Source organism: Bacillus sp. HY001 (assembly GCF_007558965.1).
GTDB classification, from domain to species: domain Bacteria; phylum Bacillota; class Bacilli; order Bacillales; family Bacillaceae_G; genus Bacillus_A; species Bacillus_A mobilis.
The window spans coordinates 128,592-150,515 of the sequence record NZ_VLTE01000021.1 but is presented as its reverse complement, the minus strand read 5'-3'; the positions used below and the strand labels follow the sequence as shown (position 1 = coordinate 150,515).

General features: G+C 36.5%; 21 protein-coding genes. 15 read left to right on the top strand and 6 right to left on the bottom strand.

Translation table 11 applies throughout. From position 1 onward, the window contains the following. Window positions 1–35: 35 nt before the first annotated feature. The 3 genes from FOT98_RS12570 to FOT98_RS12560 form a co-directional block, all read right to left on the bottom strand. The gene (locus FOT98_RS12570) at window positions 36–713 is read right to left on the bottom strand and encodes an HAD family hydrolase (protein ID WP_063260441.1); all 678 of its coding nucleotides are present in this window, start codon (window positions 711–713) and stop codon (window positions 36–38) included. 22 nt (window positions 714–735) lie between these two features. Beyond that, window positions 736–990 carry a YbeF family protein gene (locus tag FOT98_RS12565; protein WP_063260440.1) on the bottom strand — a complete coding sequence of 85 codons (255 nt, stop codon included), beginning with the start codon at window positions 988–990 and terminating at the stop codon, window positions 736–738. A gap of 167 nt (window positions 991–1,157) precedes the next feature. After that, window positions 1,158–2,543 (bottom strand): hypothetical protein, encoded by a 1,386-nt coding sequence (locus FOT98_RS12560; protein WP_063260439.1) that lies wholly within the window; start codon window positions 2,541–2,543, stop codon window positions 1,158–1,160. Between the two features lie 156 nt (window positions 2,544–2,699). Here FOT98_RS12560 and FOT98_RS12555 point away from each other — a divergent pair, with 156 nt between their 5' ends. Beyond that, window positions 2,700–3,065: a YoqO family protein gene (locus FOT98_RS12555; protein ID WP_063260438.1), complete on the top strand. Its 366-nt coding sequence runs from the start codon at window positions 2,700–2,702 to the stop codon at window positions 3,063–3,065. A gap of 15 nt (window positions 3,066–3,080) precedes the next feature. Next, window positions 3,081–3,449, top strand: a complete 369-nt coding sequence (locus tag FOT98_RS12550; protein WP_063260437.1) for a YoqO family protein — start codon at window positions 3,081–3,083, stop codon at window positions 3,447–3,449. 32 nt (window positions 3,450–3,481) lie between these two features. Here FOT98_RS12550 and FOT98_RS12545 read toward each other — a convergent pair whose 3' ends face one another. Then, window positions 3,482–4,006 carry a DinB family protein gene (locus FOT98_RS12545; RefSeq protein WP_063260436.1) on the bottom strand — a complete coding sequence of 175 codons (525 nt, stop codon included), beginning with the start codon at window positions 4,004–4,006 and terminating at the stop codon, window positions 3,482–3,484. Between the two features lie 82 nt (window positions 4,007–4,088). Beyond that, window positions 4,089–5,159: a M24 family metallopeptidase gene (locus FOT98_RS12540; RefSeq protein WP_063260435.1), complete on the bottom strand. Its 1,071-nt coding sequence runs from the start codon at window positions 5,157–5,159 to the stop codon at window positions 4,089–4,091. Window positions 5,160–5,600: 441 nt separating this feature from the next. Here FOT98_RS12540 and FOT98_RS12535 point away from each other — a divergent pair, with 441 nt between their 5' ends. Then, window positions 5,601–6,764: a lysozyme inhibitor LprI family protein gene (locus FOT98_RS12535; protein ID WP_063260434.1), complete on the top strand. Its 1,164-nt coding sequence runs from the start codon at window positions 5,601–5,603 to the stop codon at window positions 6,762–6,764. Between the two features lie 52 nt (window positions 6,765–6,816). On the opposite strand, the gene FOT98_RS12530 is transcribed toward FOT98_RS12535, so the two are convergent. Next, on the bottom strand, window positions 6,817–8,526 hold the full coding sequence (locus FOT98_RS12530; RefSeq protein ID WP_063260433.1) for an Rqc2 family fibronectin-binding protein: 1,710 nt from the start codon (window positions 8,524–8,526) through the stop codon (window positions 6,817–6,819). A 105-nt stretch (window positions 8,527–8,631) separates the two neighbouring features. Between FOT98_RS12530 and FOT98_RS12525 the strand changes: the two genes are divergently transcribed. The 12 genes from FOT98_RS12525 (at window position 8,632) to FOT98_RS12470 (ending at window position 21,919) form a co-directional block, all read left to right on the top strand. After that, window positions 8,632–11,355 (top strand): calcium-translocating P-type ATPase, SERCA-type, encoded by a 2,724-nt coding sequence (locus FOT98_RS12525; RefSeq protein ID WP_063260432.1) that lies wholly within the window; start codon window positions 8,632–8,634, stop codon window positions 11,353–11,355. Between the two features lie 100 nt (window positions 11,356–11,455). After that, window positions 11,456–12,331 carry a YicC/YloC family endoribonuclease gene (locus tag FOT98_RS12520; RefSeq protein WP_063260431.1) on the top strand — a complete coding sequence of 292 codons (876 nt, stop codon included), beginning with the start codon at window positions 11,456–11,458 and terminating at the stop codon, window positions 12,329–12,331. Window positions 12,332–12,398: 67 nt separating this feature from the next. After that, window positions 12,399–12,662: an extracellular matrix/biofilm regulator RemA gene (remA, locus tag FOT98_RS12515; protein ID WP_001251456.1), complete on the top strand. Its 264-nt coding sequence runs from the start codon at window positions 12,399–12,401 to the stop codon at window positions 12,660–12,662. Window positions 12,663–12,675: 13 nt separating this feature from the next. Beyond that, the gene (gmk, locus tag FOT98_RS12510; RefSeq protein WP_001257740.1) at window positions 12,676–13,293 is read left to right on the top strand and encodes a guanylate kinase; all 618 of its coding nucleotides are present in this window, start codon (window positions 12,676–12,678) and stop codon (window positions 13,291–13,293) included. 2 nt (window positions 13,294–13,295) lie between these two features. Then, on the top strand, window positions 13,296–13,508 hold the full coding sequence (rpoZ, locus tag FOT98_RS12505) for a DNA-directed RNA polymerase subunit omega (protein WP_000933965.1): 213 nt from the start codon (window positions 13,296–13,298) through the stop codon (window positions 13,506–13,508). A gap of 172 nt (window positions 13,509–13,680) precedes the next feature. Next, window positions 13,681–14,886: a bifunctional phosphopantothenoylcysteine decarboxylase/phosphopantothenate--cysteine ligase CoaBC gene (gene coaBC / locus FOT98_RS12500; RefSeq protein ID WP_063260430.1), complete on the top strand. Its 1,206-nt coding sequence runs from the start codon at window positions 13,681–13,683 to the stop codon at window positions 14,884–14,886. Beyond that, complete coding sequence (priA, locus tag FOT98_RS12495) at window positions 14,883–17,288, top strand: primosomal protein N' (protein ID WP_063260429.1); 2,406 nt, start codon at window positions 14,883–14,885, stop codon at window positions 17,286–17,288. The genes coaBC and priA overlap by 4 nt, the downstream gene beginning before the upstream one ends. Window positions 17,289–17,299: 11 nt before the next feature. Beyond that, window positions 17,300–17,770 carry a peptide deformylase gene (def, locus tag FOT98_RS12490; RefSeq protein WP_061678221.1) on the top strand — a complete coding sequence of 157 codons (471 nt, stop codon included), beginning with the start codon at window positions 17,300–17,302 and terminating at the stop codon, window positions 17,768–17,770. 23 nt (window positions 17,771–17,793) lie between these two features. Continuing rightward, the gene (fmt, locus tag FOT98_RS12485; RefSeq protein ID WP_000598793.1) at window positions 17,794–18,738 is read left to right on the top strand and encodes a methionyl-tRNA formyltransferase; all 945 of its coding nucleotides are present in this window, start codon (window positions 17,794–17,796) and stop codon (window positions 18,736–18,738) included. After that, the gene (gene rsmB / locus FOT98_RS12480) at window positions 18,735–20,069 is read left to right on the top strand and encodes a 16S rRNA (cytosine(967)-C(5))-methyltransferase RsmB (RefSeq protein WP_063260428.1); all 1,335 of its coding nucleotides are present in this window, start codon (window positions 18,735–18,737) and stop codon (window positions 20,067–20,069) included. Before fmt ends, rsmB begins: the two co-directional genes overlap by 4 nt. Before the next feature lie 4 nt (window positions 20,070–20,073). After that, complete coding sequence (rlmN, locus tag FOT98_RS12475) at window positions 20,074–21,162, top strand: dual-specificity RNA methyltransferase RlmN (protein WP_000450538.1); 1,089 nt, start codon at window positions 20,074–20,076, stop codon at window positions 21,160–21,162. Between the two features lie 4 nt (window positions 21,163–21,166). Further along, a complete protein-coding gene (locus FOT98_RS12470) occupies window positions 21,167–21,919 on the top strand; it encodes a Stp1/IreP family PP2C-type Ser/Thr phosphatase (protein WP_063260427.1) in 753 nt (250 codons plus the stop codon). Window positions 21,920–21,924: the final 5 nt, after the last annotated feature.

The window sequence follows — 21,924 nt, the reverse complement described above, 5'->3', positions numbered from 1 at the left end:
AAAAAACACGACTGCGGGGGAACGCGGTCGTTTTTTTATATTATTGTTAAAAATTCATGTAAAGAACAGATAGTAGGAACATCACAATTGAGTTGCAAGTTATCCCGATTTAACCATACCCCTTGCATTCCAGCTGCTGTACTACTAATTGCATCTGTTTCTAATCGATCGCCAATATAATAGCAATCTTTCATTTCAAGATTCGATTGTAATACAGCTCTTTGAAAAATTTCAGGGTTTGGTTTCGATATACCAATTTCACTAGAAGTAAATATGCATTTGAAATATTGTAGAATGTTTAGAGCGGTTAATTTTTCGACTTGTTGTTCATAGTCACCATTACTAATGATACCTAATGAGTGTCCACCATGCTGCAAGGTCTGTAATGTATAGTGTACATCTTCAAACAAGGTCCAGTTGTTCTTATATAGTTCTATATATTGATTGAATCTGTGCTGAGATTCCTCGGGTGATAAGTTTAATCCATATGTTTTAAATAAATGATACATTCGCATCCCTTGTTGTTCTTGAAAAGATAATTCTTTGGATAAAAATTTGTTGAAATATTCTTCGGATAATTCATGCCAGACTTTCGTGGCCTCTAATTCATTATCTGAAAAAATAGTACTATATACTTGAAAGAAATCTATAATACCATTTCTTTCCGCGGTCTCATAATCAAGTAAAGTTCCGTCGATATCAAAAAAAATCATATGACAATCTCCTCGTTAATAACTATTTAGCGTTTTCCGCAACCGCATATCCTTTCACAAACAATAGCGTCATATAAGAAACAATAAATGAGAAGATGCTGTACATGCCAACCCAAAAGAAAAATTTTGGAGTAAAGGCGATAACACCTATTATTAAAAAACTAGCAAACGTTACAATCGGCATGACGTAATACGTTTTCGTCTTGCGTGTTCCAATAACAGAAACGATAAAGATAAGTAATGGACAAATTAATAAGACGAAAATCAATTCATTCATAGTTATGTCCCCTTTGCGAATGGAAGTAATCTGTTTCTCGTAAACGTTTTGAAATAAATACTCTCCTAATATAACTTCGCTAACATATACATAATCCCTTTTGAAAGCCAACAATTCATGATGAATTTTACAATGAAAAAACATAAGCAAGAGAACACTTGCTTATGTTATAGGATAAACATCGCAACGATGGTGGTGACAATTAAGCCAATCACAACTGGTAAAAAGTTTCGGCGTGCAAGTTCAAACGGATCCACTTTACAAATGGCAGCGGCAGGAATAAGCGCCCAAGGAATTAAAGTCCCGCCTCCGGTCCAGATTGCAGCAATTTGCCCAAGTGCTGTTAAGGTAGCTGTTCCATGCCCAAGTGCTGTTCCGAAAAGATTGGCAATCGAACCAGCAAGTGATATACCAGAAAAGCCAGATCCATCTAAGCCTGTTATGACACCAACGATAGTTAATGTTCCCGCTGATACATATTGGTTTAAAGGGACAGTTTGAGATAAGGCGATCCCTAAGTCGTTAATGATTCCATGTGAACCTTTCGGTAAATAGTCCCCAATAATTTTCACAAACCCGCTATCTCCTAAATAAAAGAGTGCAGCAATTGGGATAACTGGACCAAAGATTTTAAATCCAAACTGGAGCCCTTCTATAAAATAATCGGTCGTTTTATTTAGTCCATTACCTTTGTAGGCGATAAGGGAAATGATGATAATCATAATAACAGTCGTCCCGCCGATAAGTGCAGTTGCGTCGCTTCCTTGTAGTTTAAATTGAATCATGCAAAGGATATCGATGGCATATACGATCGGAATGCAAATAGCGAGCCATTTTTTTGTCCGAGAAGATAATGAAGTGAGAGTTTTAGAAGACTCGGTTGATGGAATAGATTCTTGTATAGATAAGCCTGTATGAAATTCTTTTCGTAAGAAGAAAAATGCGACGGAAGTTGTCACAATGCCCATAACGATTACGAGGGGAACACTGGCAGAAACAACGCTGGAAACAGGAAGACCAGCAGCATCCGCTGTTAATTTCGGTGCACCTTGAATAACGAAGTCACCAGATAAGGAGATGCCGTGCCCGAATAAGTTCATAGCAATGGCAACTCCAATTGGCGGAAGACCGACGCGTACAGCGACGGGTAATAAAATAGCTCCCATTAAAGCGACAGCTGGGGAAGGCCAAAAGAAGAAAGAAATTGTCATCATCAAAAGGCCGATAATCCAGTAGGCGAGGGTAGGGGTACGAATCATTTTTGTAAATGGTGAAATCATCGTATCATTTATGCCTGTACGAACGAGTAGATTGCTCATTGATACGATAATGGAGATGATTAATATAGTTGGTAATAGCTCAGTAATAGCGTAAATGAAACTTTGAAAAATACCGCTAATGGCAAGAGGGATAGAACTTGTAGCGGTTAATGCTAATAAAAAGATAAAAACGATACAAATAATCGTCGTATCTTTCCGGAGAATAAAAAAGGCGATAATAGTGAGTAAACAAAGAATATAGAGAGCGTGTAACAGCGTTAATTCAACTCCCATAACATTCACATCCTTTAGGCATTCGTGTAGTTTATTGTATGAAAGCAGTGAAAGTATGTGAGTATAGGAAAAAGAAAAAGTGAAATTTCATGTACTGTAATGGTAAATGGATGTTACAATACAATTAATCCTAAAAATGGAATTTGAGGAGGGCTTATGCACAAAAAAATTGGATTTTGGGGATTCGTTATATCTTGTAGTCTATTAATCATTTTAAACCTGTTTACAAACAATGAATGGATCAGTATCATACCTGTTTTCGGGTTTGTATTTGTACTTTTATATAACTGGGATGATATGAAACAATATAGCAAGAAAAGTATTGGAATTATGATAGGCATTATTGTTGTTAGTTCGTTTGTCATAGGGTTTGTTTTAATAGAAGGTCAGAAGCAAATGGAGAAAATGTCTATTTTTCAAGAATGGATGTCGTCTGCAAAAGGTCTTTATATTGTCATTGTAGTAGTTATTTTTCTAAAAATTGTTATAAGCATAGCAAGTTACATACTAAAGGGAAAGTAGAATGGGGGAGTATGAATGAGAGAGAGAATAGGTTATTATGGTGTGCTCGTTTGTTTACTGTTATCTGTTATTTCAGGGCAATTTCTTAAAAGTGAATGGGTACCAGTTATATTATGTATAGGAGTATTGATTTTTGCACCTATGTATCGCTGGAATGAATGGAAAGCATATAGCCGAAAAAAGAAAATTGTTTTCAGCATCGAGTTTGTCATTATAATTAGTACAATTCCATTTTTATTATTGAAAGGGAATGAGATAATAAATGGAATTGTAATGTTTCAAGGATGGTTATTTATTGCGAAATTGATATATTTAATATGCATTTTAATGTTGGTAGCGGTAGTGGCCAAAAAAGTAAATGAAAAGCTTTTCGCTAATGAATAAAAGAAAATGCCACCTTATTCGGTGGCATTTTCTCATTTTACTGAATGAGCTTTTTGCATCTTTTTAATTAAACGAATTTGTCCGCGATGATTGATTTCATCTTCAAAAACGTGAAACCATTTAAAGTAGTTGTTTGCAGGTTTGTCATACCAAAATTCTGTCGTTTGAAATAGCCATTCATCAGGTAACGATTGAAAAGTCTCGATTGTCTTGGAACGTACTTCTTGTAATGAATTTATGTAAAATTCTATCGAGTTTCCTTTTATTTTCTCGCGTCCAAGATCACCTAACTCAATAGCAGGTAACCACCGTTCTAACTCAGCCTCCGTTGGTTCACGGTCTTCAAAAGTATGAATCTGGTAGTAAAATTCAATAGCAGCCATATGGTACAAAAGCATGCCAATTGAGTTTGCTTCCTCATCATATAAATAATCAAGTTCTTCAATTGTTAAACTTTCCACCGCTTGCATTGTTGTGTAGCGAGCGTAATCCATCATGGAAACAAGTTTGGAAAATTCAGGATGTAAACCATCTATTTTATCAATTACAAAATTCAATTTAAATTCCCCCTCTTTAAACGATGACTCCAGAGAAAGAATTCTATGTGCAACGAAAAACTCCTTTAAAAAGGCTATGATTTTAACAAGGGATAACAATTAGTTCCCGATTTGATTTTGTAATAACTTCATATCCGTCTTTTGTAATGACAATATCATCTTCAATTCTACAACCGCCCCAGTTTGGTATATAAATGCCTGGTTCCACTGTAACAACCATACCTTCTTCTAAAGTAGCTTTACTTTCTTGGGATAAGCGGAGAGGTTCATGTATTTCTAACCCAAGCCCATGACCAGTAGAGTGTCCAAAATATTGGCCGTATCCATGCTCAGTAATGTAATCTCTCGTTATATCATCGATACCTTTCGCAGTTTCTCCAGGCTTAATTGCTTCCGTCCCACGTTTTAACGCTTCTCGTACAACATTGTATATCTTTTTGAATTCTTCTGATGGTTCTCCAATTGCTACAGTACGTGTTATATCGGAACAATATCCATTATAAAGTGCACCGAAATCTAATGTAACGACGTCGCCTCGTTCGATTATTTTATTTGATGCAACTCCATGAGGAAGTGAAGAACGGACGCCAGAAGCGACAATGATTTGGAAGGAAGAGGATGTAGCCCCTTTTTTTCGCATGAAAAATTCTAATTCATCTCGTACATCATTTTCACTAATTCCTGGTTTTAGAAACGTAAGGATGTGGTGAAATGCTTCGTCAGCAATATTAGCTGCGATTTTCATTGTTTCTATTTCAGGCGTGTCTTTAATGATACGAATATTTTCGATGATTTCGCACACTTGAACCAATTCCGCATGTACGTATTTTTGTAAGTTTTTATATTGTTGCAATGTCATGTTGTTTTCTTCAATTCCGAGTTTTTGAATGTTTAATTTCGATACTTGATTTGCAATTTCTTTTTCTAAATTTCCTGTATGCATAATAATTTCAGCATCTTTTATTTGTGATTTCGCTTGATCTATATAGCGAAAATCAGTGATAAAAACAGCTTTATCCGCAGAGATTAAGACGACGCCAGCACTACCTGTAAAGCCTGTTGCATATTGGCGATTTTCTTTTTTTGTAATCAGTAATCCGTCAATTTCATAGTTTTGAAGTTGATTTTGGATTTTATTAATTTTCAAAGTCATGTTAATTCCCCCTATTCACAGTATTGAATAAAGCAAATAGCGTGCCAAAAAAATATTTTTAGAGAGAAGATAAAAGAAATTGCATACATTTTAGGTAGGAAATTTAGCCCATTATCTGTGGGTGGTGGGCTGCTCGTGAAATACAGCTTATTTCAATTATCAGTGGGAGAATGAGAAAATATCGACCAAAATTTCACTTTCTTTAAAAGGTGTCAAAAAATTTATACAAATTCGAAATAGCACTGTCAATTTTTTTGACAATATGGAAGAAAAGGATAAGAGATTTTTTAGTATATATTTTGAAAGTATGTCCTTTGCTTTGTTCTAATATAAAATTTAATATATAAATAAATAATTGTTGTTGATATAATAGGTAATTGTTGGATTTCTCTCGAAGATAGGGAAACGCAACGAATATGAAGGAATAAGGGTTGTGAATACATGAAGAAATTAAGTAAAGTAATGTCATTTTGCTTGGTGGCTAGTATGCTAGTTGTAACAGGCTGTGAAAAAAGTGAAAACAAAGTTCAAGTAAATGAAACGATTGAACAGCTTGATGAAGCGCCAGAAGTGACAGAAAAAGAAGCGAAAAAGATTGTAAAAAAGAGTGTAGATGCAATAGCAAATGCATTTAATGAGATGGAAAAAGAAAATGGATGGAGCCGAAATAATCCTGGAGATTTAGGAACAGCTAAAAAAGGCGTTAAGGGGTTAGTTTCAGATAAGTTTGTGGAGAAGGAGCTTCCAGGATTGCTTGATACATTTAATAGATCAAGAGAAACTGATATGTTACCATTTCCGATTCATATTGAGCCGGACGTGAGGATAACTTATTCACAGAAAAATGATGTTTTAAAGATTGAGACGCTTACTCTTGCAAATGATATGGGGAATGAAGCGCAGATGTGGGAATTTGTTTTAGTGTATATCGATGGAAAATGGTTAATGGATAGATGGTCATCAAATACGTCAGTAGATTTAAATTTAACTAAAGAAGAAGCTAAAGAACTTCTTAGAGTACAAGGCTTCAAGAATGTCTCTTTTGTTAGAGAAGAGAATAGTGTAAATAAAAAATATATTTTTAAAGAAAGTAACGGAGTAGTTGCTGTCGACGCAAAAAACTCGGTTATTACTCACAATGTAGATGATGAAGAGCAAGAAAAGGTAACGAAAAAAGATTTTGTTCAAGAGCAAGAAACAGTTAAGGGGAATGATTCTAGTACGTATACTAGTTCAAAAAAAGAAACTTCATCAACTGTAAGTAAAACTAAGGTTTTAAATGAGTTAGCAGCTCTAGAAAACCAAGAAAAACATATAAATGCTATATCAACAAATGACATAGTAAATGAAATAGAAGAAAATTATCAACTGTGGGATAATAAACTAAATGAAATTTACAGCACATTAAAAAATACGATGTCAGCTGATGCGTTTCAGTCGTTGAAAACGAAACAAGTTGCATGGGTTAAAGAAAAGGAAAGTAAGGTTAAAGCCATTGCTATGGATGAAAATAATGGAACGATGAAATACATTGAAGCTGCAGATGAAAAATATAAGATGACAAAAGAAAGATGTTATGAATTAGTGAATGGGTACATGAACTAGTGTGAACGAATACAAAAAATGCGCTGCTTATAAGCAACGCATTTTTTTATATTTACGCTTTTAATTTCATTACAGTATCAGCATCCGGCGTTACATATACGGTTTGCTGATTGTCGTACGTAACAAAACCAAGTTTTGCACCACTCGGTTTTTTGACATGGCGTATTTTAGTGAAATCTACAGGAACAGAACTAGAATCTTTTGCTTTACTAAAATAGGCAGCGATTTTAGCAGCTTCTAACACAGTTTCTTCGGTAGGTTCAAGAGAACGAATGACAACATGAGACCCAGGGATATCTTTCGTATGTAACCAAATTTCATCACGACGGGCAAACTTCGTTGTTAAATAATCATTTTGCTTATTGTTTTTACCAACGAAAATCTCTGTACCATCACTTGCAAAATATTTATCTAATACTGGTTTGGTTGGCTTTTTCTTTGCGTTTTTCGTTTTACGATTGCGCATATAACCTTCTTCAGCTAATTCCTCACGAATTTCTTCAATATCTTTTGAAGATGCAGCTTCCATTTGTTGAAGTAAGCTATCAAAATAAAGAATTTCTTCATTTGTTTTTTCGATTTGTTCTTCTACAACAACAACTGAATTTTTTGCTTTTTGGTACTTTTGGAAATAGCGTTGCGCATTGTCAGATGGTGTTTTTAAAGGATCTAATGTAATTTTTACAGTTCCGCCATTTTCGTCGTAATAGTTAACGACTTCAATATCTTTATCACCTTTTTTCAAAGCGTACATATTGGCTGTAAGTAGTTCTCCAAATAGTTGATATTTATCTGCTTTTCCGGCATCTTGTAATGTTTTTTCTAGTTTAATGAGCTTCTTCTCATTTTTATTTTTTTCGTTTTGCATAAAGCGCTCTAAATCATAAGCTTGTTGTTTTACACGATCGCGCTCTGCTTTTCCGAAAAAGAAACGGTCTAGCAATTCACTAACAGATGAGAAGGTCTTGTCTTCTCCTTGCAAGTGTGCAAGAGGGAAAAGATAAAAGAATTCTTTCCCATTTGAAGTAGTCATTGTTGGTGAATATGTATGAGTTAGTAATGGTTTTTGTATGGAGAAAAATGCGTCCGCTAATGCTTTTTCATTTACCATACCTGCTTTTTTCACTACTTCTTTTGCGAATAACGGCGATATTCCCGTAAAGGTGCCGACAAGTTGTTTATCCATGTTTCCAGATAGAAAGTCTAGCGGCCTAATAAATTCATCATTTGTTTCAATCTGAAGTGGGTTAATTTTATGTTGTGCTGGTGGTGCAACATATTCCGCCCCGGCGTATACAGTTCGATGTCGGTTTACTGCTAGAGAAACGTGTTTTAAGCTATCTAAAATATTGTTTGTTTTTGTGTCTATTAAAATGATGTTACTATGTCGTCCCATTATTTCAATTACTAATGTTTTTAGCGATTCGTCACCAATTTCATTTCTGCTGCGAACTGTAATTTGAATAATGCGCTCTAAATCAATTTGTTCAATTTTTTCAATGAATCCACCTTCTAAATGCTTGCGAAGAAGCATACAAAACATTGGCGGAAGTGCGGGTGAATCGTAATTTTGATTTGTTAAGTGTAAACGTGCATATGTCGGATGAGCGGAAAGAATCAGTTTTTGATTTTTTCCGTTTGCTCGAATATGTAATAAAATCTCGTATTTTGAAGGTTGGTATATCTTGGAAATTCTTCCTGTGTAAAGAGAATTTGCAATTTCATGTGTAATTGCTCTTGTAAATAATCCATCGAATGCCATAAATGAACACTCCTTTCTAACTAAAAGTTAATTATAGCATTTTTTTGGACGAGGCTGAATAAGCTTTCAATAGAGTATGTCTGGAATCAGGAGGTCGATAGTGGGATGAACTGGTATGGAATGCGCGCACATGAAGTGGAAGAAAGAACGAATACGAATGTGAAGGTTGGACTTACAGAGAAAGAAGCAGAAGGGCGAATAGAAAAATTTGGTGCAAATGAATTGGATGAAGCAAAAAGGCCTTCTGCACTGATGGTATTTTTGGCGCAATTTAAAGATTTTATGGTACTTGTTTTATTTGGTGCAACAATAGTGTCGGCTTTTTTAGGTGAATACATTGATTCTATTGCGATTGTGGCAATTGTTATTATCAATGGTATTCTTGGCTTTTTTCAAGAAAGAAAGGCTGAAAAGTCACTGGAAGCTTTAAAAGAGCTAGCCGCCCCGCAAGTTACTGTGCTGCGGAATGGAAAGTGGGTAAAGGCACCATCTAAAGCACTCGTTTTAGGGGATGTTATTAAATTTTCTAGTGGTGATCGTATTGGGGCAGACGTACGTCTTGTTGAGGCATCAAGTTTATATATCGAAGAATCAGCTTTGACAGGAGAGTCAGTACCAGTGCAGAAGAAGGTAGAAGCTCTGCAAGGGCAAGATGTTTCAATTGGTGATCAAAAAAATATGGCTTTTATGGGTACGATGATTACACGAGGAGCTGGAACAGGAGTCGTTGTAGCAACTGGTATGAATACAGCGATGGGCCAAATTGCAAATATGTTACAAAATGCAGAGCAGATGGAAACGCCACTGCAAAGAAGATTAGAGCAACTCGGAAAAATATTAATTATTGTGGCACTTATTTTGACAGCGCTTGTCGTATTAGCCGGTGTGTATCAAGGGAATGAAGTATATCATATGTTTTTAGCAGGCGTGTCGCTAGCTGTTGCAGCTATTCCTGAAGGATTACCAGCAATCGTTACAGTAGCTTTATCGCTTGGCGTACAGCGTATGATTAAAAAGAGAGCAATTGTAAGGAAGTTACCAGCGGTAGAAACGTTAGGATGCGCTTCTGTTATATGCTCTGATAAAACAGGAACAATGACGCAAAACAAAATGATGGTAACACATATGTGGTCAGGTGGAGAGTTATGGAAAGTGACGGGGCAAGGATATGAACCTAATGGCTCTTTTTTGAAAGGTGAAAAAGAAATCAATCCAGCTAAGACGAAAGCGCTTTATCAACTACTCACATTTGGTTCATTATGTAATAACGCAAATATTATTCAAAAGAAAAAGGCGTATGTATTAGATGGAGATCCAACTGAGGGAGCGCTTGTAGCTGCAGCAATGAAAGCGGGGATAACGCGTGAGGCACTGAAAGGGAAATTTGAAATTATTCGTGAATTTCCATTCGATTCAACTCGGAAAATGATGAGTGTTATTGTGCGAGATGGAGAAGGGAAAAAGTTTCTTGTTACGAAGGGAGCGCCAGATGTCCTCCTGCAAATGAGTCAAACGATTTTATGGGGGGATAAGCAACAACCGTTAAGTGAGTTATATAGAAAAGAAGTACAGGCAGCTATTCATAGCTTAGGTAGTCAAGCGCTTCGAACAATTGCAGTAGCATTTAAGCCGTTAAAAGTAACGGATTCTATTGAACATGAAAGAGACGTTGAAAAAGATTTTATGTTGGTCGGGATACAGGGAATGATTGATCCGCCAAGACCAGAGGTAGAACAGGCTGTAAAAGAGTGCAGAGAAGCTGGTATTCGAACAGTGATGATTACAGGAGATCATAAAGTAACAGCAATGGCAATTGCGGAACAATTAGGGGTTTTACCAACTGGTGGACGTGTTGTTGAAGGAGTAGAACTCGCGAATATGGATGTAGAGGAACTAGAAAGTGTTGTAGAAGATACGTATGTATTTGCTCGAGTATCACCCGAACATAAATTAAAAATTGTTAAGGCGTTGCAAAATAAAGGGCATATAGTAGCGATGACAGGTGATGGAGTAAACGATGCTCCGGCTATAAAAACAGCGGATATTGGGATAGCGATGGGAATTACAGGAACAGACGTTGCGAAAGAAGCTTCTTCTCTTGTTTTGTTAGATGATAATTTTGCTACGATTAAATCAGCAATTAAAGAAGGAAGAAATATATACGAGAATATACGTAAGTTTATTCGATATTTATTAGCATCGAACGTAGGAGAAATTTTAGTCATGTTATTTGCAATGTTACTTGCATTACCGCTGCCGATGGTTCCCATTCAAATTTTATGGGTGAACTTAGTTACTGACGGTTTACCGGCGATGGCATTAGGATTGGATAAGGCGGAAGGGGACGTGATGAAGAGAACGCCGCGTCATCCGAAAGAAGGGGTATTTGCTAGAGGGCTTGCATGGAAAATTATAAGCCGTGGTTTTCTAATTGGAGCAGTGACGTTAGTGGCGTTTATTATTGCTTATAATCAACATCCAAATGAGCTGAAATATGCACAAACTGTGGCGTTTGCGACGTTGGTACTTGCACAACTTATTCATGTATTTGATTGCCGAAGTGAACATTCTATCTTCCACCGTAATCCGTTTGGGAACGTGTATTTAGTAGGAGCGGTTATCATTTCTTTACTGTTAATGTTAGTGGTTATATATTACCCACCGCTACAACCGATCTTTAGTACAATGCCAATACAAGCGAGAGATTGGTTGTTAATTGGAGGCTTGTCATCAATTCCGACCTTCTTATTAGTAGGTTCTTTATTAACAGGGAAAAAGGGGAAGAAGGAAAAGCCAGTATTATATAAGAAGGGATTAAACTTGAAATAGTCAATGATATGAAAATGTGATATAATTTACAGAAGGTAGTAGAGCCTTGTCTCTATTACCTTTTTCATTGAGTTATTTCATGGCTTGGATGTGATAAAAAATGATTTGTAGTATGACAGGATTTGGAAGGTCGAGAGTGGAAAATAATACTTTTCAAATTACAGTAGAAATGAAATCGGTGAACCACCGTTTTCTAGAGATGAGTATTCGACTTCCGAAGCAAATGATGGTATTTGAAGACAAAATTCGTAAAATAATTGCAGAACAAGTTCGACGTGGGCGCATTGAAGTGTCTATTAGTATAACGGGTGAAGGGCTTGTTGAAAGAAAATTAAGTGTGAATTGGTCGCTTCTTGAGCAGTACCAATCGATTATGGAAGATATAAAAGGAAAATTTCAATTACAAGATTCTATTACACTTCAGCAATTAATGGCAATGCCAGAAGTAACAGCGATTGAAGAAGTAGAAAATGTAAATGAACAATTTGAGAACAGTTTATATGAGGCTGTTCGCCAAGCTGCTCATATGTTAAAAACGATGAGAGATGGCGAAGGAGAACGATTACATAAAGATATAGCGTATCGTTTACAAGAGATTCACAATTGTGTAAATGCAATTATTCCGCATGCACCGATTGTTACGCAAAAATATCGTGAACGATTAGAAAATCGCTTAAAAGAATTACATAATCAAGAACTAGATGAACAAAGATTGTTAACAGAATTCGCAATCTTTGCAGAGCGTTGTGATATTCACGAAGAGTTAGTTCGTTTGCAAAGTCATTTAGAGCAATTTCGTGAAACACTGCAGATTGAAGAGCCTGTTGGAAGGAAAATGGATTTCATCGTACAAGAGATGCATAGAGAAATTAATACGATTGGTTCTAAGGCAAATGACTTAACAATTTCAAAATATGTTGTAGAAATGAAAAATAACCTTGAAAAAATTCGTGAACAAGTACAAAATATTGAGTAGCTTTCAAAAAATATATAAAGTTATACGTGGTGGAGAAATCGGATAGACTTACTAGGAGGCGCAAACTATGGCCATGCGGTTTTTAAATATTGGATACGGAAATATTGTATCTGCTCATCGAATTATTGCTATTGTAAGTCCGGAGTCAGCTCCTATTAAACGAACAGTACAGGAAGCACGCGAACATAATGCTTTGCTTGATGCTACGTATGGGAGAAAAACAAGGGCGGTTATTGTTATGGATGATGGGCATGTGGTATTAAGTCCAATTCAGCCAGAGACGATTGCACATCGTTTGAATAATAAAGAAGATTTAAGTGAGGAAGGGTAGGTTTTACATATTTATGAGAAGTAGAAGAGGATTGCTCATCGTTCTTTCAGGACCTTCTGGGGTTGGTAAAGGAACGGTTCGAAAAGAGCTGTTTAGTCATGAGGATACACGTTTTCAGTACTCCATTTCAGTAACGACACGTAAGCCACGTGAAGGTGAAGTAGATGGTGTGGATTATTTCTTTAAAGAGAGAGAAGAATTTGAGGAAATGATTCGTAATGAAAAATTACTTGAGTGGGCTGAGTTCGTAGGTAATTATTACGGAACACCGATTGACTATGTTGAAAAAACATTACAAGAAGGAAAAGATGTATTCTTAGAAATTGAAGTGCAAGGAGCAATTCAAGTTAAGAAAGCATTCCCAGAAGGTGTATTTATTTTCTTAGCACCTCCAAGTTTATCTGAACTAAAGAACCGTATTGTCGGTCGTGGTACAGAAACTGAAGATGTTATTGAAAATCGTTTAACGGTAGCGAAAGAAGAAATCGAAATGATGGACGCTTACGACTATGTTGTAGAAAACGATCAAGTTGAACTAGCTTGTGAAAGAATTAAAGCAATTGTGGTTGGTGAACATTGCCGCCGCGAAAGAGTAGCAAAATATTATAAAGAAATGACGGAGGGTCTATAATTATGTTAAATCCATCAATTGATTCATTATTAACAAAAATCGATTCTAAATATACACTTGTAACAGTAGCTGCAAAACGTGCGCGTGAAATGCAACTTGCTGATAACTGTGTTATCGAGCAACCTGTTTCTCATAAATGTGTAGGTAAATCACTAGAAGAAATCGATGCAGAAGTATTAAAATATGTACCAAGCGAAGGCAAAATCATCGATTAAGACATTCTTTTCGACAAATGAAAACATAGACTTTATAATTTTCTATGTAACGGTAACAACCTATTTACAAGTAGGTTGTTATTTTTTTACGATAGGGAAGAAATATTGGTACTGACGAGCTGGGAATTCTGATTCAGTATTATAAGTTTGAAAAAGAAAGAGGACGAGCCATATGCTAAAAGGGAAAAAGATACTTCTATGTGTAACAGGAGGCATTGCGGTCTTTAAAGCGGCTGCGTTAACTAGTAAATTGACACAAGCTGGTGCTATTGTAAAAGTAATGATGAGTGAGTCGGCAATGAAGTTTGTTACGCCTCTTACATTTCAAGCACTTTCTCGCCATGACGTATATACAGATACATTCGATGAGAAAGACTCAGCTGTTATTGCACATATCGATTTAGCGGATTGGGCAGATGTAGTACTTGTTGCACCAGCTACTGCCAATTGTATTGGGAAGTTAGCTGGCGGTATTGCAGACGATATGATTACAACTACTTTGTTAGCTACTACAGCCCCAGTGTGGATTGCACCAGCTATGAATGTGCATATGTATGAAAATAAAATTGTTCAAAAAAACATGATGACGTTAAAAACATTAGGATATACATTTATTGAGCCTGGAGAAGGCTTTTTAGCGTGTGGTTATGTAGCGAAGGGAAGACTAGAAGAACCGGAAGCAATTATTGCACGGTTAGAAGAGGTTTTTTCAGAACAAAAACCATTGCAAGGAAAAAAAATATTAATAACTGCTGGCCCAACTCGTGAAAAGATTGATCCAGTACGTTTTATGACCAATTTTTCTTCTGGGAAAATGGGATATGCAATAGCGGAAGTGGCAGCGAACTTAGGTGCTGATGTCATACTTGTTTCGGGACCGACAGCATTAAACCCGCCATTACATGTAAATACGGTACAAGTGGAATCTGCACAAGATATGTTAGAAGTAGTTCTGCAACAGTATCAAAACGTAGATGTTGTCATTAAAACAGCAGCAGTTGCAGATTATCGCCCGAAATATGTTCATGATAATAAAATGAAAAAGAAAAATGGTGATGCTGTAATCGAACTCGAGAGAACAGTAGATATTTTAAAAACGTTAGGTGAGATGAAGGACAAACAGTTACTGATCGGTTTTGCGGCTGAAACGACAAACGTAGAAGAATACGCAACAAAAAAATTACGTGAGAAAAATGCGAATATGATTGTTGCGAACGATGTAAAGGCGCAAGGAGCTGGATTTGGTACAGATACGAACATTGTAACAATGTATAGAAAAGATGGAGAAGTTATAGAGTTGCCACTTTTAACGAAGAAAGAGGTTGCTCGTGAAATATTAAAGCAAATTGAAATAATGTTAGAAGATGATCGTCTATGAAATTTGCAAGTGTAATTGTTGATGTACCTGCACGTCAGACAGATCGACCATTTGATTATATTATCCCTAAAAAGTGGGAAGATATTGTCCAGACAGGCATGCGTGTAGTAGTTCCATTTGGCCCAAGGAAATTGCAAGGCTTTATTATTGGGATCAAAGATTCGGCTGAAGTAGAAAGTAAGAAATTAAAGACAATCCATGAAATATTAGATGTAACACCAGTTTTAAACGAAGAATTATTAAAGCTTGGATATTGGCTTACAAGCGAAACATTATGTTATATGATTTCAGCCTTTCAAGTCATGCTTCCAACGGCGATAAAAGCGACGTATAAAAAGCGTCTACAACTTCGTAAACAAGAAGAAGTAGCACCTGAACTACTGTTTTTATTTCAGGACAAAGAAGCGATAGATTGGGAAGTTATTGAGACGCAGCCACATCTATACCGCACGATTCAACAAGAAATTAAAAATGGCACGATTGAAGTTGTTTATCAAGTAAAAGATAAAGTGCAAAAGAAGAAACAAAGAGTCGTCCAACCGGAGTTGCCAGAAGATAAATTAGAATTAGCAGCATTTGAACTGAAAAGTAAAAAACAACAAGATGTACTCTATTATTTTGTGGAAAATTATAAAAGTGTGCCGTTGAAAGTCATAACAGAAGAGTTGCAAATAACAGATGCTCCGATTAAAGCACTTGTTAAAAAAGGGATAATCTCAGAAAAGTATGTGGAAGTATATCGGAATCCGTATGACGATGATGATTTTGAACAAACGAAACCATTCCCACTTACGGAGGAACAAAAGCAAGTTATTACACCGATTTTATCATCAATTACAAATGAAACTTACAATCCATTTTTACTATATGGTGTTACAGGAAGCGGAAAAACAGAAGTGTATTTACAATCTATAGCAGCGGTACTCGCGAAAGGGAAAGAAGCTATTGTGCTTGTTCCTGAAATTGCACTAACGCCTCAAATGGTAGATCGTTTTAAAGGTAGGTTTGGCTCGCAAGTTGCAGTTCTTCATAGTGCGCTGTCTGTTGGAGAAAAATATGATGAATGGCGTAAGATTTTAAGAAAAGAAGTGAAAGTTGTAGTTGGTGCACGTTCAGCCGTATTTGCACCTTTTGAAAATTTAGGGATTATTATTATTGATGAGGAGCACGAATCGAGCTATAAGCAAGAAGATAATCCGAGGTATCATGCAAGGGATGTAGCTGTGTGGAGGGGACAATATCATAAATGTCCCATTGTTCTTGGTAGTGCAACACCGACACTTGAATCGTTTGCAAGGGCGAAAAAAGGTGTGTATGAATTACTAACGATGGAAAAACGTATGAACGAACAAGCTTTACCAACAGTAGAGATTGTTGATATGCGTGAGGAACTTCGTGACGGGAATCGTTCAATGTTTTCGAAGGCATTGCATGAAAAAATAGCAGATCGATTAGAAAAGAAAGAACAGATGGTGCTCTTTTTAAATAGAAGAGGTCATTCTACATTTGTTATGTGCCGTGATTGCGGGTATGTTGTACAATGTCCGCATTGTGATATCTCGCTGACATATCATAAAATGAACCATCGTTTAAAATGTCATTATTGCAGTCACGAAGAGAATATGCCGACTGAGTGTCCTGCCTGTCAAAGTACATATATTCGTTTCTTTGGTACAGGTACACAAAAGGTAGAAGAAGAAATTACAAAACTATTTCCAGAGGCACGAGTCATTCGAATGGATGTAGATACGACAAGTCGCAAAGGAATGCATGAAAAATTATTAAAGGCGTTCGGGGAAGAAAAAGCAGATATACTACTTGGAACACAAATGATTGCGAAAGGATTAGATTTTCCTAAAGTAACGCTTGTCGGGGTTTTAACTGCAGATACGATGCTTCACTTACCTGATTTTCGAGCGAGTGAAAAGACGTATCAGTTATTGACGCAAGTAAGTGGACGGGCAGGCAGACATGAATTGCCAGGGGAAGTTATAATTCAAACGTATACGCCAGAACATTACAGTATAGAATTAGCAAAGAACCAACATTATGATGTGTTTTTTGATCAAGAAATGCAAATGAGACGAACAAGACAATATCCACCTTATTACTATGTTGTACTTGTAACAGTTTCTCATCCAGAATTATTAAAGGCAGTGCAAGTGACGGAAAAAATTGTCGGTCATTTACGGGCGCACTGCACGCAGCAAGCGATGGTGTTAGGACCGGTTGCTTCAGCAATTCCAAGGATAAAAGATAGATATCGTTATCAATGCATGATAAAATACAAACGGGAACCAAACTTAAAGAACGTGCTCAAAATGGTAAATGAACATTATCAAGCAGAAATGCAAAAAGAGCTACAAATCTCAATTGATTTTAATCCAACAATGTTAATGTAGCGGAGGGAAATATGGCAGTTTTAGAAATAGTAAAGCATCCAAATGAAGTGTTAGAAACACCATGCGAAAGAGTAATTAACTTTGATAAAAAGTTAGTGAAATTGTTGAAAGATATGCATGAAACAATGTTAATTGCGGACGGAGTCGGTTTAGCCGCGCCTCAAGTAGGTGTAAGCTTGCAAGTAGCGGTAGTTGATATCGATGATGATACGGGGAAAATCGAGTTAATCAATCCATCGATACTAGAAAAACGTGGTGAACAAGTAGGTCCCGAAGGTTGTCTAAGCTTCCCGGGACTTTATGGTGAAGTGGAACGTGCGGATTATATTAAAGTACGTGCGCAAAATCGCCGAGGTAAAGTATTTTTACTAGAAGCAGAAGGATTTTTAGCACGTGCCATTCAACATGAAATCGATCATTTACACGGTGTGTTATTTACATCGAAAGTGACAAGATATTATGAAGAAAACGAATTAGAATAGGTATTAAAAGGAGCGGTTTTTTAATGATAAAAGTAGTATTTATGGGAACACCGGACTTTTCAGTGCCGGTGCTTCGTCGTCTTATCGAAGATGGCTATGATGTAATAGGTGTTGTGACACAGCCTGATCGTCCGGTAGGTAGAAAAAAAGTATTAACACCTACACCTGTTAAAGTTGAAGCAGAAAAACATGGTATTCCGGTGTTACAACCGTTAAGAATTCGTGAAAAAGACGAATATGAACAAGTCTTGGCATTAGAGCCAGATTTAATTGTAACAGCTGCTTTCGGTCAAATTGTACCAAATGAAATTTTAGAAGCACCGAAGTATGGATGTATTAACGTCCACGCGTCTTTACTACCTGAACTTCGTGGTGGTGCACCAATCCATTATGCAATTATGGAAGGTAAAGAAAAAACGGGTATTACAATTATGTATATGGTAGAGAAATTGGATGCTGGTGATATCTTAACGCAAGTAGAAGTGGAGATTGAAGAGCGTGAAACGACAGGTTCTTTATTCGATAAGTTAAGTGAAGCAGGGGCACACCTTCTATCTAAAACAGTACCTTTATTAATCCAAGGTAAGTTAGAACCAATTAAACAAAACGAAGAAGAAGTAACGTTTGCATATAATATAAAACGTGAGCAAGAGAAAATTGATTGGACAAAAACAGGTGAAGAAGTATACAATCACATTCGCGGATTGAATCCATGGCCAGTTGCTTATACGACTTTGGCAGGACAAGTTATTAAAGTATGGTGGGGAGAGAAGGTCTCTATTACAGAGAAAGCTGAACCAGGTACAATAGTAGCTCTTGAAGAAGATGGATTTGTTGTTGCAACAGGGAATGAGACAGGTGTTAAAATCACTGAATTGCAACCTTCTGGTAAAAAACGTATGAGTTGTTCACAATTTTTACGCGGCACAAAACCTGAAATTGGAACGAAGTTAGGAGAAAATGCATGAGTAAAAATGTTCGTGAGTTAGCTCTTGATGGCTTAATTCAAGTAGAAAAAAGTGGTGCATACAGTAACTTACTTTTAAACAATCTAATTGAAAAAAATGCAATTGATAGAAAAGATATTGGTTTGTTAACTGAAATTGTATATGGAACGATTCAACGTCGTGACACATTAGATTATTATTTACAGCCTTTTTTAAAAAAGAAGGTTGAGGCGTGGGTAAGAGTATTACTTCGCTTATCTTTATACCAAATGATTTATTTAGATCGAGTGCCCGAAAGAGCGGCTATTCATGAAGCAGTTGAAATTGCAAAGCGTCGCGGGCATAAAGGGATTGCTGGTATGGTAAACGGGGTATTACGTTCGATTCAGAGAGAAGGAGTACCTTCTGTAGATGAAATCAAGGATCCAGTAGAACGTTTGGCAATTGCAACAAGTCATCCAATGTGGCTTGTTCAAGACTGGGCATCTGAATATGGTTTAGAGACAGCAGAGAAAATGTGTGAAGTGAACATGTTACCCCCAGTACCAACAGCGCGTGTAAATGTTGATAAAATAACAGTAGAAGAAGCGATTGAGTTGTTGGCTAATGAAGGTATTGAAGCGAAGCGCGGCGATTTATCAGAGGATGCAATTCAAATTGAAAGAGGGAATGTAGCACATACAGATGCGTTCAAAAAAGGTTTTCTTTCTATTCAAGATGAAAGTTCTATGCTTGTAGCGCGCGCTTTAGAACCAAATGAGGGAGATGTAGTTCTTGATAGTTGTGCTGCTCCGGGCGGAAAAACAACGCACATTGCAGAGCGATTAAAAGGAACAGGTCAAGTTATGTCTCTTGATTTACATGCACACAAAGTACGTTTAATTAAACAACAAGCAGAGCGACTTGGTCTAGAAAATGTCGAAACAAAAGCACTAGATGCTAGAAAAGTGCAAGAACACTTTGCAAATGAAACATTTGATAAAATATTAGTAGATGCACCATGTTCTGGATTTGGTGTGATTAGACGTAAACCTGATATTAAGTTAGGTAAAAATAAAGGCGATAGTGAAAGATTATCGACGATTCAACTTGCAATACTAGAAAAAATAGCACCATTGTTAAAACAAGGTGGTCGCCTTGTTTATAGTACGTGCACAATAGAAAAAATAGAAAATGAACAAGTAATTAAGCAATTTTTACAAGAGCATCCTGAATTTGAATGGGATACTACGATAAAAGATCGCATGCCAGAAAAGTTAAATCCGTATATTGATGAAGGTCAAGTACGAATTTTACCGCATTATTTTGCAACAGATGGCTTTTATATTGCTTGTTTAAGGAAGAAGGTGTAGCATCGTGGAAACGACTGTGAGAAAACAAAAGAAAAATCTAGAAACGAAGAAACCATCAATTTATTCTTTACAACTTCATGAAATGCAAGATTGGTTAAAGGAACAAGGAGAACCAAAGTTCCGTGCAGGACAAATCTTTGATTGGCTATATAAAAAACGTGTAAAAAATTATGACGACATGTCGAATCTTTCTAAAGGATTACGCGACAAATTGTCGAATTCCTTTGATATTACTACTTTAAATACATTGGTAAAACAAACGTCTTCTGATGGAACAATTAAATTCTTATTCCAATTATATGATGGTTATTCTATTGAAACAGTGTTAATGCGACATGAATATGGAAATTCTATTTGTGTAACAACACAGGTCGGATGCCGTATTGGTTGTACGTTCTGTGCATCTACACTTGGTGGGTTAAAACGAAACTTAGAGGCTGGAGAGATTGTAGCGCAAGTAGTAGAAGTGCAACGTGCACTTGATGAAACAGAAGAACGTGTAAGTTCACTTGTTGTTATGGGGATTGGAGAGCCGTTTGATAATTACGACAACTTAATGTCATTCTTACGCATTATAAACCATGAAAAAGGAATTCATATTGGCGCAAGACATATGACAGTTTCAACAAGTGGAATTGTTCCAAAAATTTATAAGTTCGCTGAAGAAGATATGCAAATTAATTTTGCGATTTCATTGCATTCTGCAAATACAGAGTTACGTTCAAAATTAATGCCGATTAACCGTGCTTATAAGCTACCAGACTTAATGGAAGCTGTTAAATACTATGTAAATAAAACAGGGCGTCGTATTACGTTTGAATATGGCTTATTTGGAGGAGAAAATGACCAAGTTGAGCAAGCTGAAGAACTTGCTGCGCTTTTAAAAGGTGTAAAATGTCATGTAAACTTAATTCCGGTAAACTACGTACCTGAACGTGATTATGTACGTACGCCACGTGAACAAATTTTCTTATTTGAAAAAACGTTAAAAGATCGTGGAGTGAATGTAACAATTCGCCGTGAACAAGGTCATGATATTGATGCAGCCTGCGGTCAGTTACGTGCGAAGGAGCGTAAAGAAGAGACGAGGTGACGAGATGAAAGCCGTGTTTCTATCGGATAAAGGAAAAGTTCGTCAACATAATGAAGATAGTGCAGGAGTTTTTCACAATTTAGATGGAAATATTTTAGCGGTAGTAGCAGATGGAATGGGAGGTCATCGAGCTGGTGATGTGGCTAGCTCGATGACCATTCAATTATTCCATGATTATTGGAAGCAAACGCATAATATGAATGAACCAAAAAAAGTAGAAGAGTGGTTACATACGAGTGTTGGGATTATTAATGAGCGTATATATGAGTACTCTAAACAACATGTAGAATGTAATGGTATGGGAACAACACTTATAATAGCGATTTGTACGCCAAACTTTGTGACAATAGGTCATATAGGAGATAGTCGTTGTTATATGGTATCAGAGGGGGAAATCTCGCTTGTAACGGAAGATCATTCCCTTGTAAATGAACTTGTGAGACATGGTGAAATTTCAAAAGAAGACGCAGAATATCACCCGAAGAAGAATGTTTTGTTAAGGGCATTAGGAACAGAAGAAAAAGTCGGATTAGATGTGAAAACATTGGTGCTTGAGGAAGATGATCAGTTACTTCTTTGCTCTGATGGATTATCTAACAAAGTTTCTATTGCTGATATGCAACAAATTTTACAGTTAAATGGACAGCTTGAAACTAAGGGACAACGTCTCATTCAATTGGCGAATGATCGTGGCGGGGAAGATAATATCACCCTTGTTCTTATTGATTATGCGGGTTCGACAAACGAAAGTAGGTGAAGTGC

Bases quoted from the DNA above. Each gene is read 5' to 3' on its own strand.
- FOT98_RS12570 (WP_063260441.1), bottom strand. From the start codon at position 713: ATGATTTTTTTTGATATCGACGGAACTTTACTTGATTATGAGACCGCG.
- FOT98_RS12565 (WP_063260440.1), bottom strand. From the start codon at position 990: ATGAATGAATTGATTTTCGTCTTATTAATTTGTCCATTACTTATCTTT.
- FOT98_RS12560 (WP_063260439.1), bottom strand. From the start codon at position 2,543: ATGGGAGTTGAATTAACGCTGTTACACGCTCTCTATATTCTTTGTTTA.
- FOT98_RS12555 (WP_063260438.1), top strand. From the start codon at position 2,700: ATGCACAAAAAAATTGGATTTTGGGGATTCGTTATATCTTGTAGTCTA.
- FOT98_RS12550 (WP_063260437.1), top strand. From the start codon at position 3,081: ATGAGAGAGAGAATAGGTTATTATGGTGTGCTCGTTTGTTTACTGTTA.
- FOT98_RS12540 (WP_063260435.1), bottom strand. From the start codon at position 5,159: ATGACTTTGAAAATTAATAAAATCCAAAATCAACTTCAAAACTATGAA.
- FOT98_RS12535 (WP_063260434.1), top strand. From the start codon at position 5,601: ATGAAGAAATTAAGTAAAGTAATGTCATTTTGCTTGGTGGCTAGTATG.
- FOT98_RS12530 (WP_063260433.1), bottom strand. From the start codon at position 8,526: ATGGCATTCGATGGATTATTTACAAGAGCAATTACACATGAAATTGCA.
- FOT98_RS12525 (WP_063260432.1), top strand. From the start codon at position 8,632: ATGAACTGGTATGGAATGCGCGCACATGAAGTGGAAGAAAGAACGAAT.
- FOT98_RS12520 (WP_063260431.1), top strand. From the start codon at position 11,456: ATGATTTGTAGTATGACAGGATTTGGAAGGTCGAGAGTGGAAAATAAT.
- remA (WP_001251456.1), top strand. From the start codon at position 12,399: ATGGCCATGCGGTTTTTAAATATTGGATACGGAAATATTGTATCTGCT.
- gmk (WP_001257740.1), top strand. From the start codon at position 12,676: ATGAGAAGTAGAAGAGGATTGCTCATCGTTCTTTCAGGACCTTCTGGG.
- rpoZ (WP_000933965.1), top strand. From the start codon at position 13,296: ATGTTAAATCCATCAATTGATTCATTATTAACAAAAATCGATTCTAAA.
- coaBC (WP_063260430.1), top strand. From the start codon at position 13,681: ATGCTAAAAGGGAAAAAGATACTTCTATGTGTAACAGGAGGCATTGCG.
- priA (WP_063260429.1), top strand. From the start codon at position 14,883: ATGAAATTTGCAAGTGTAATTGTTGATGTACCTGCACGTCAGACAGAT.
- def (WP_061678221.1), top strand. From the start codon at position 17,300: ATGGCAGTTTTAGAAATAGTAAAGCATCCAAATGAAGTGTTAGAAACA.
- fmt (WP_000598793.1), top strand. From the start codon at position 17,794: ATGATAAAAGTAGTATTTATGGGAACACCGGACTTTTCAGTGCCGGTG.
- rsmB (WP_063260428.1), top strand. From the start codon at position 18,735: ATGAGTAAAAATGTTCGTGAGTTAGCTCTTGATGGCTTAATTCAAGTA.
- FOT98_RS12470 (WP_063260427.1), top strand. From the start codon at position 21,167: ATGAAAGCCGTGTTTCTATCGGATAAAGGAAAAGTTCGTCAACATAAT.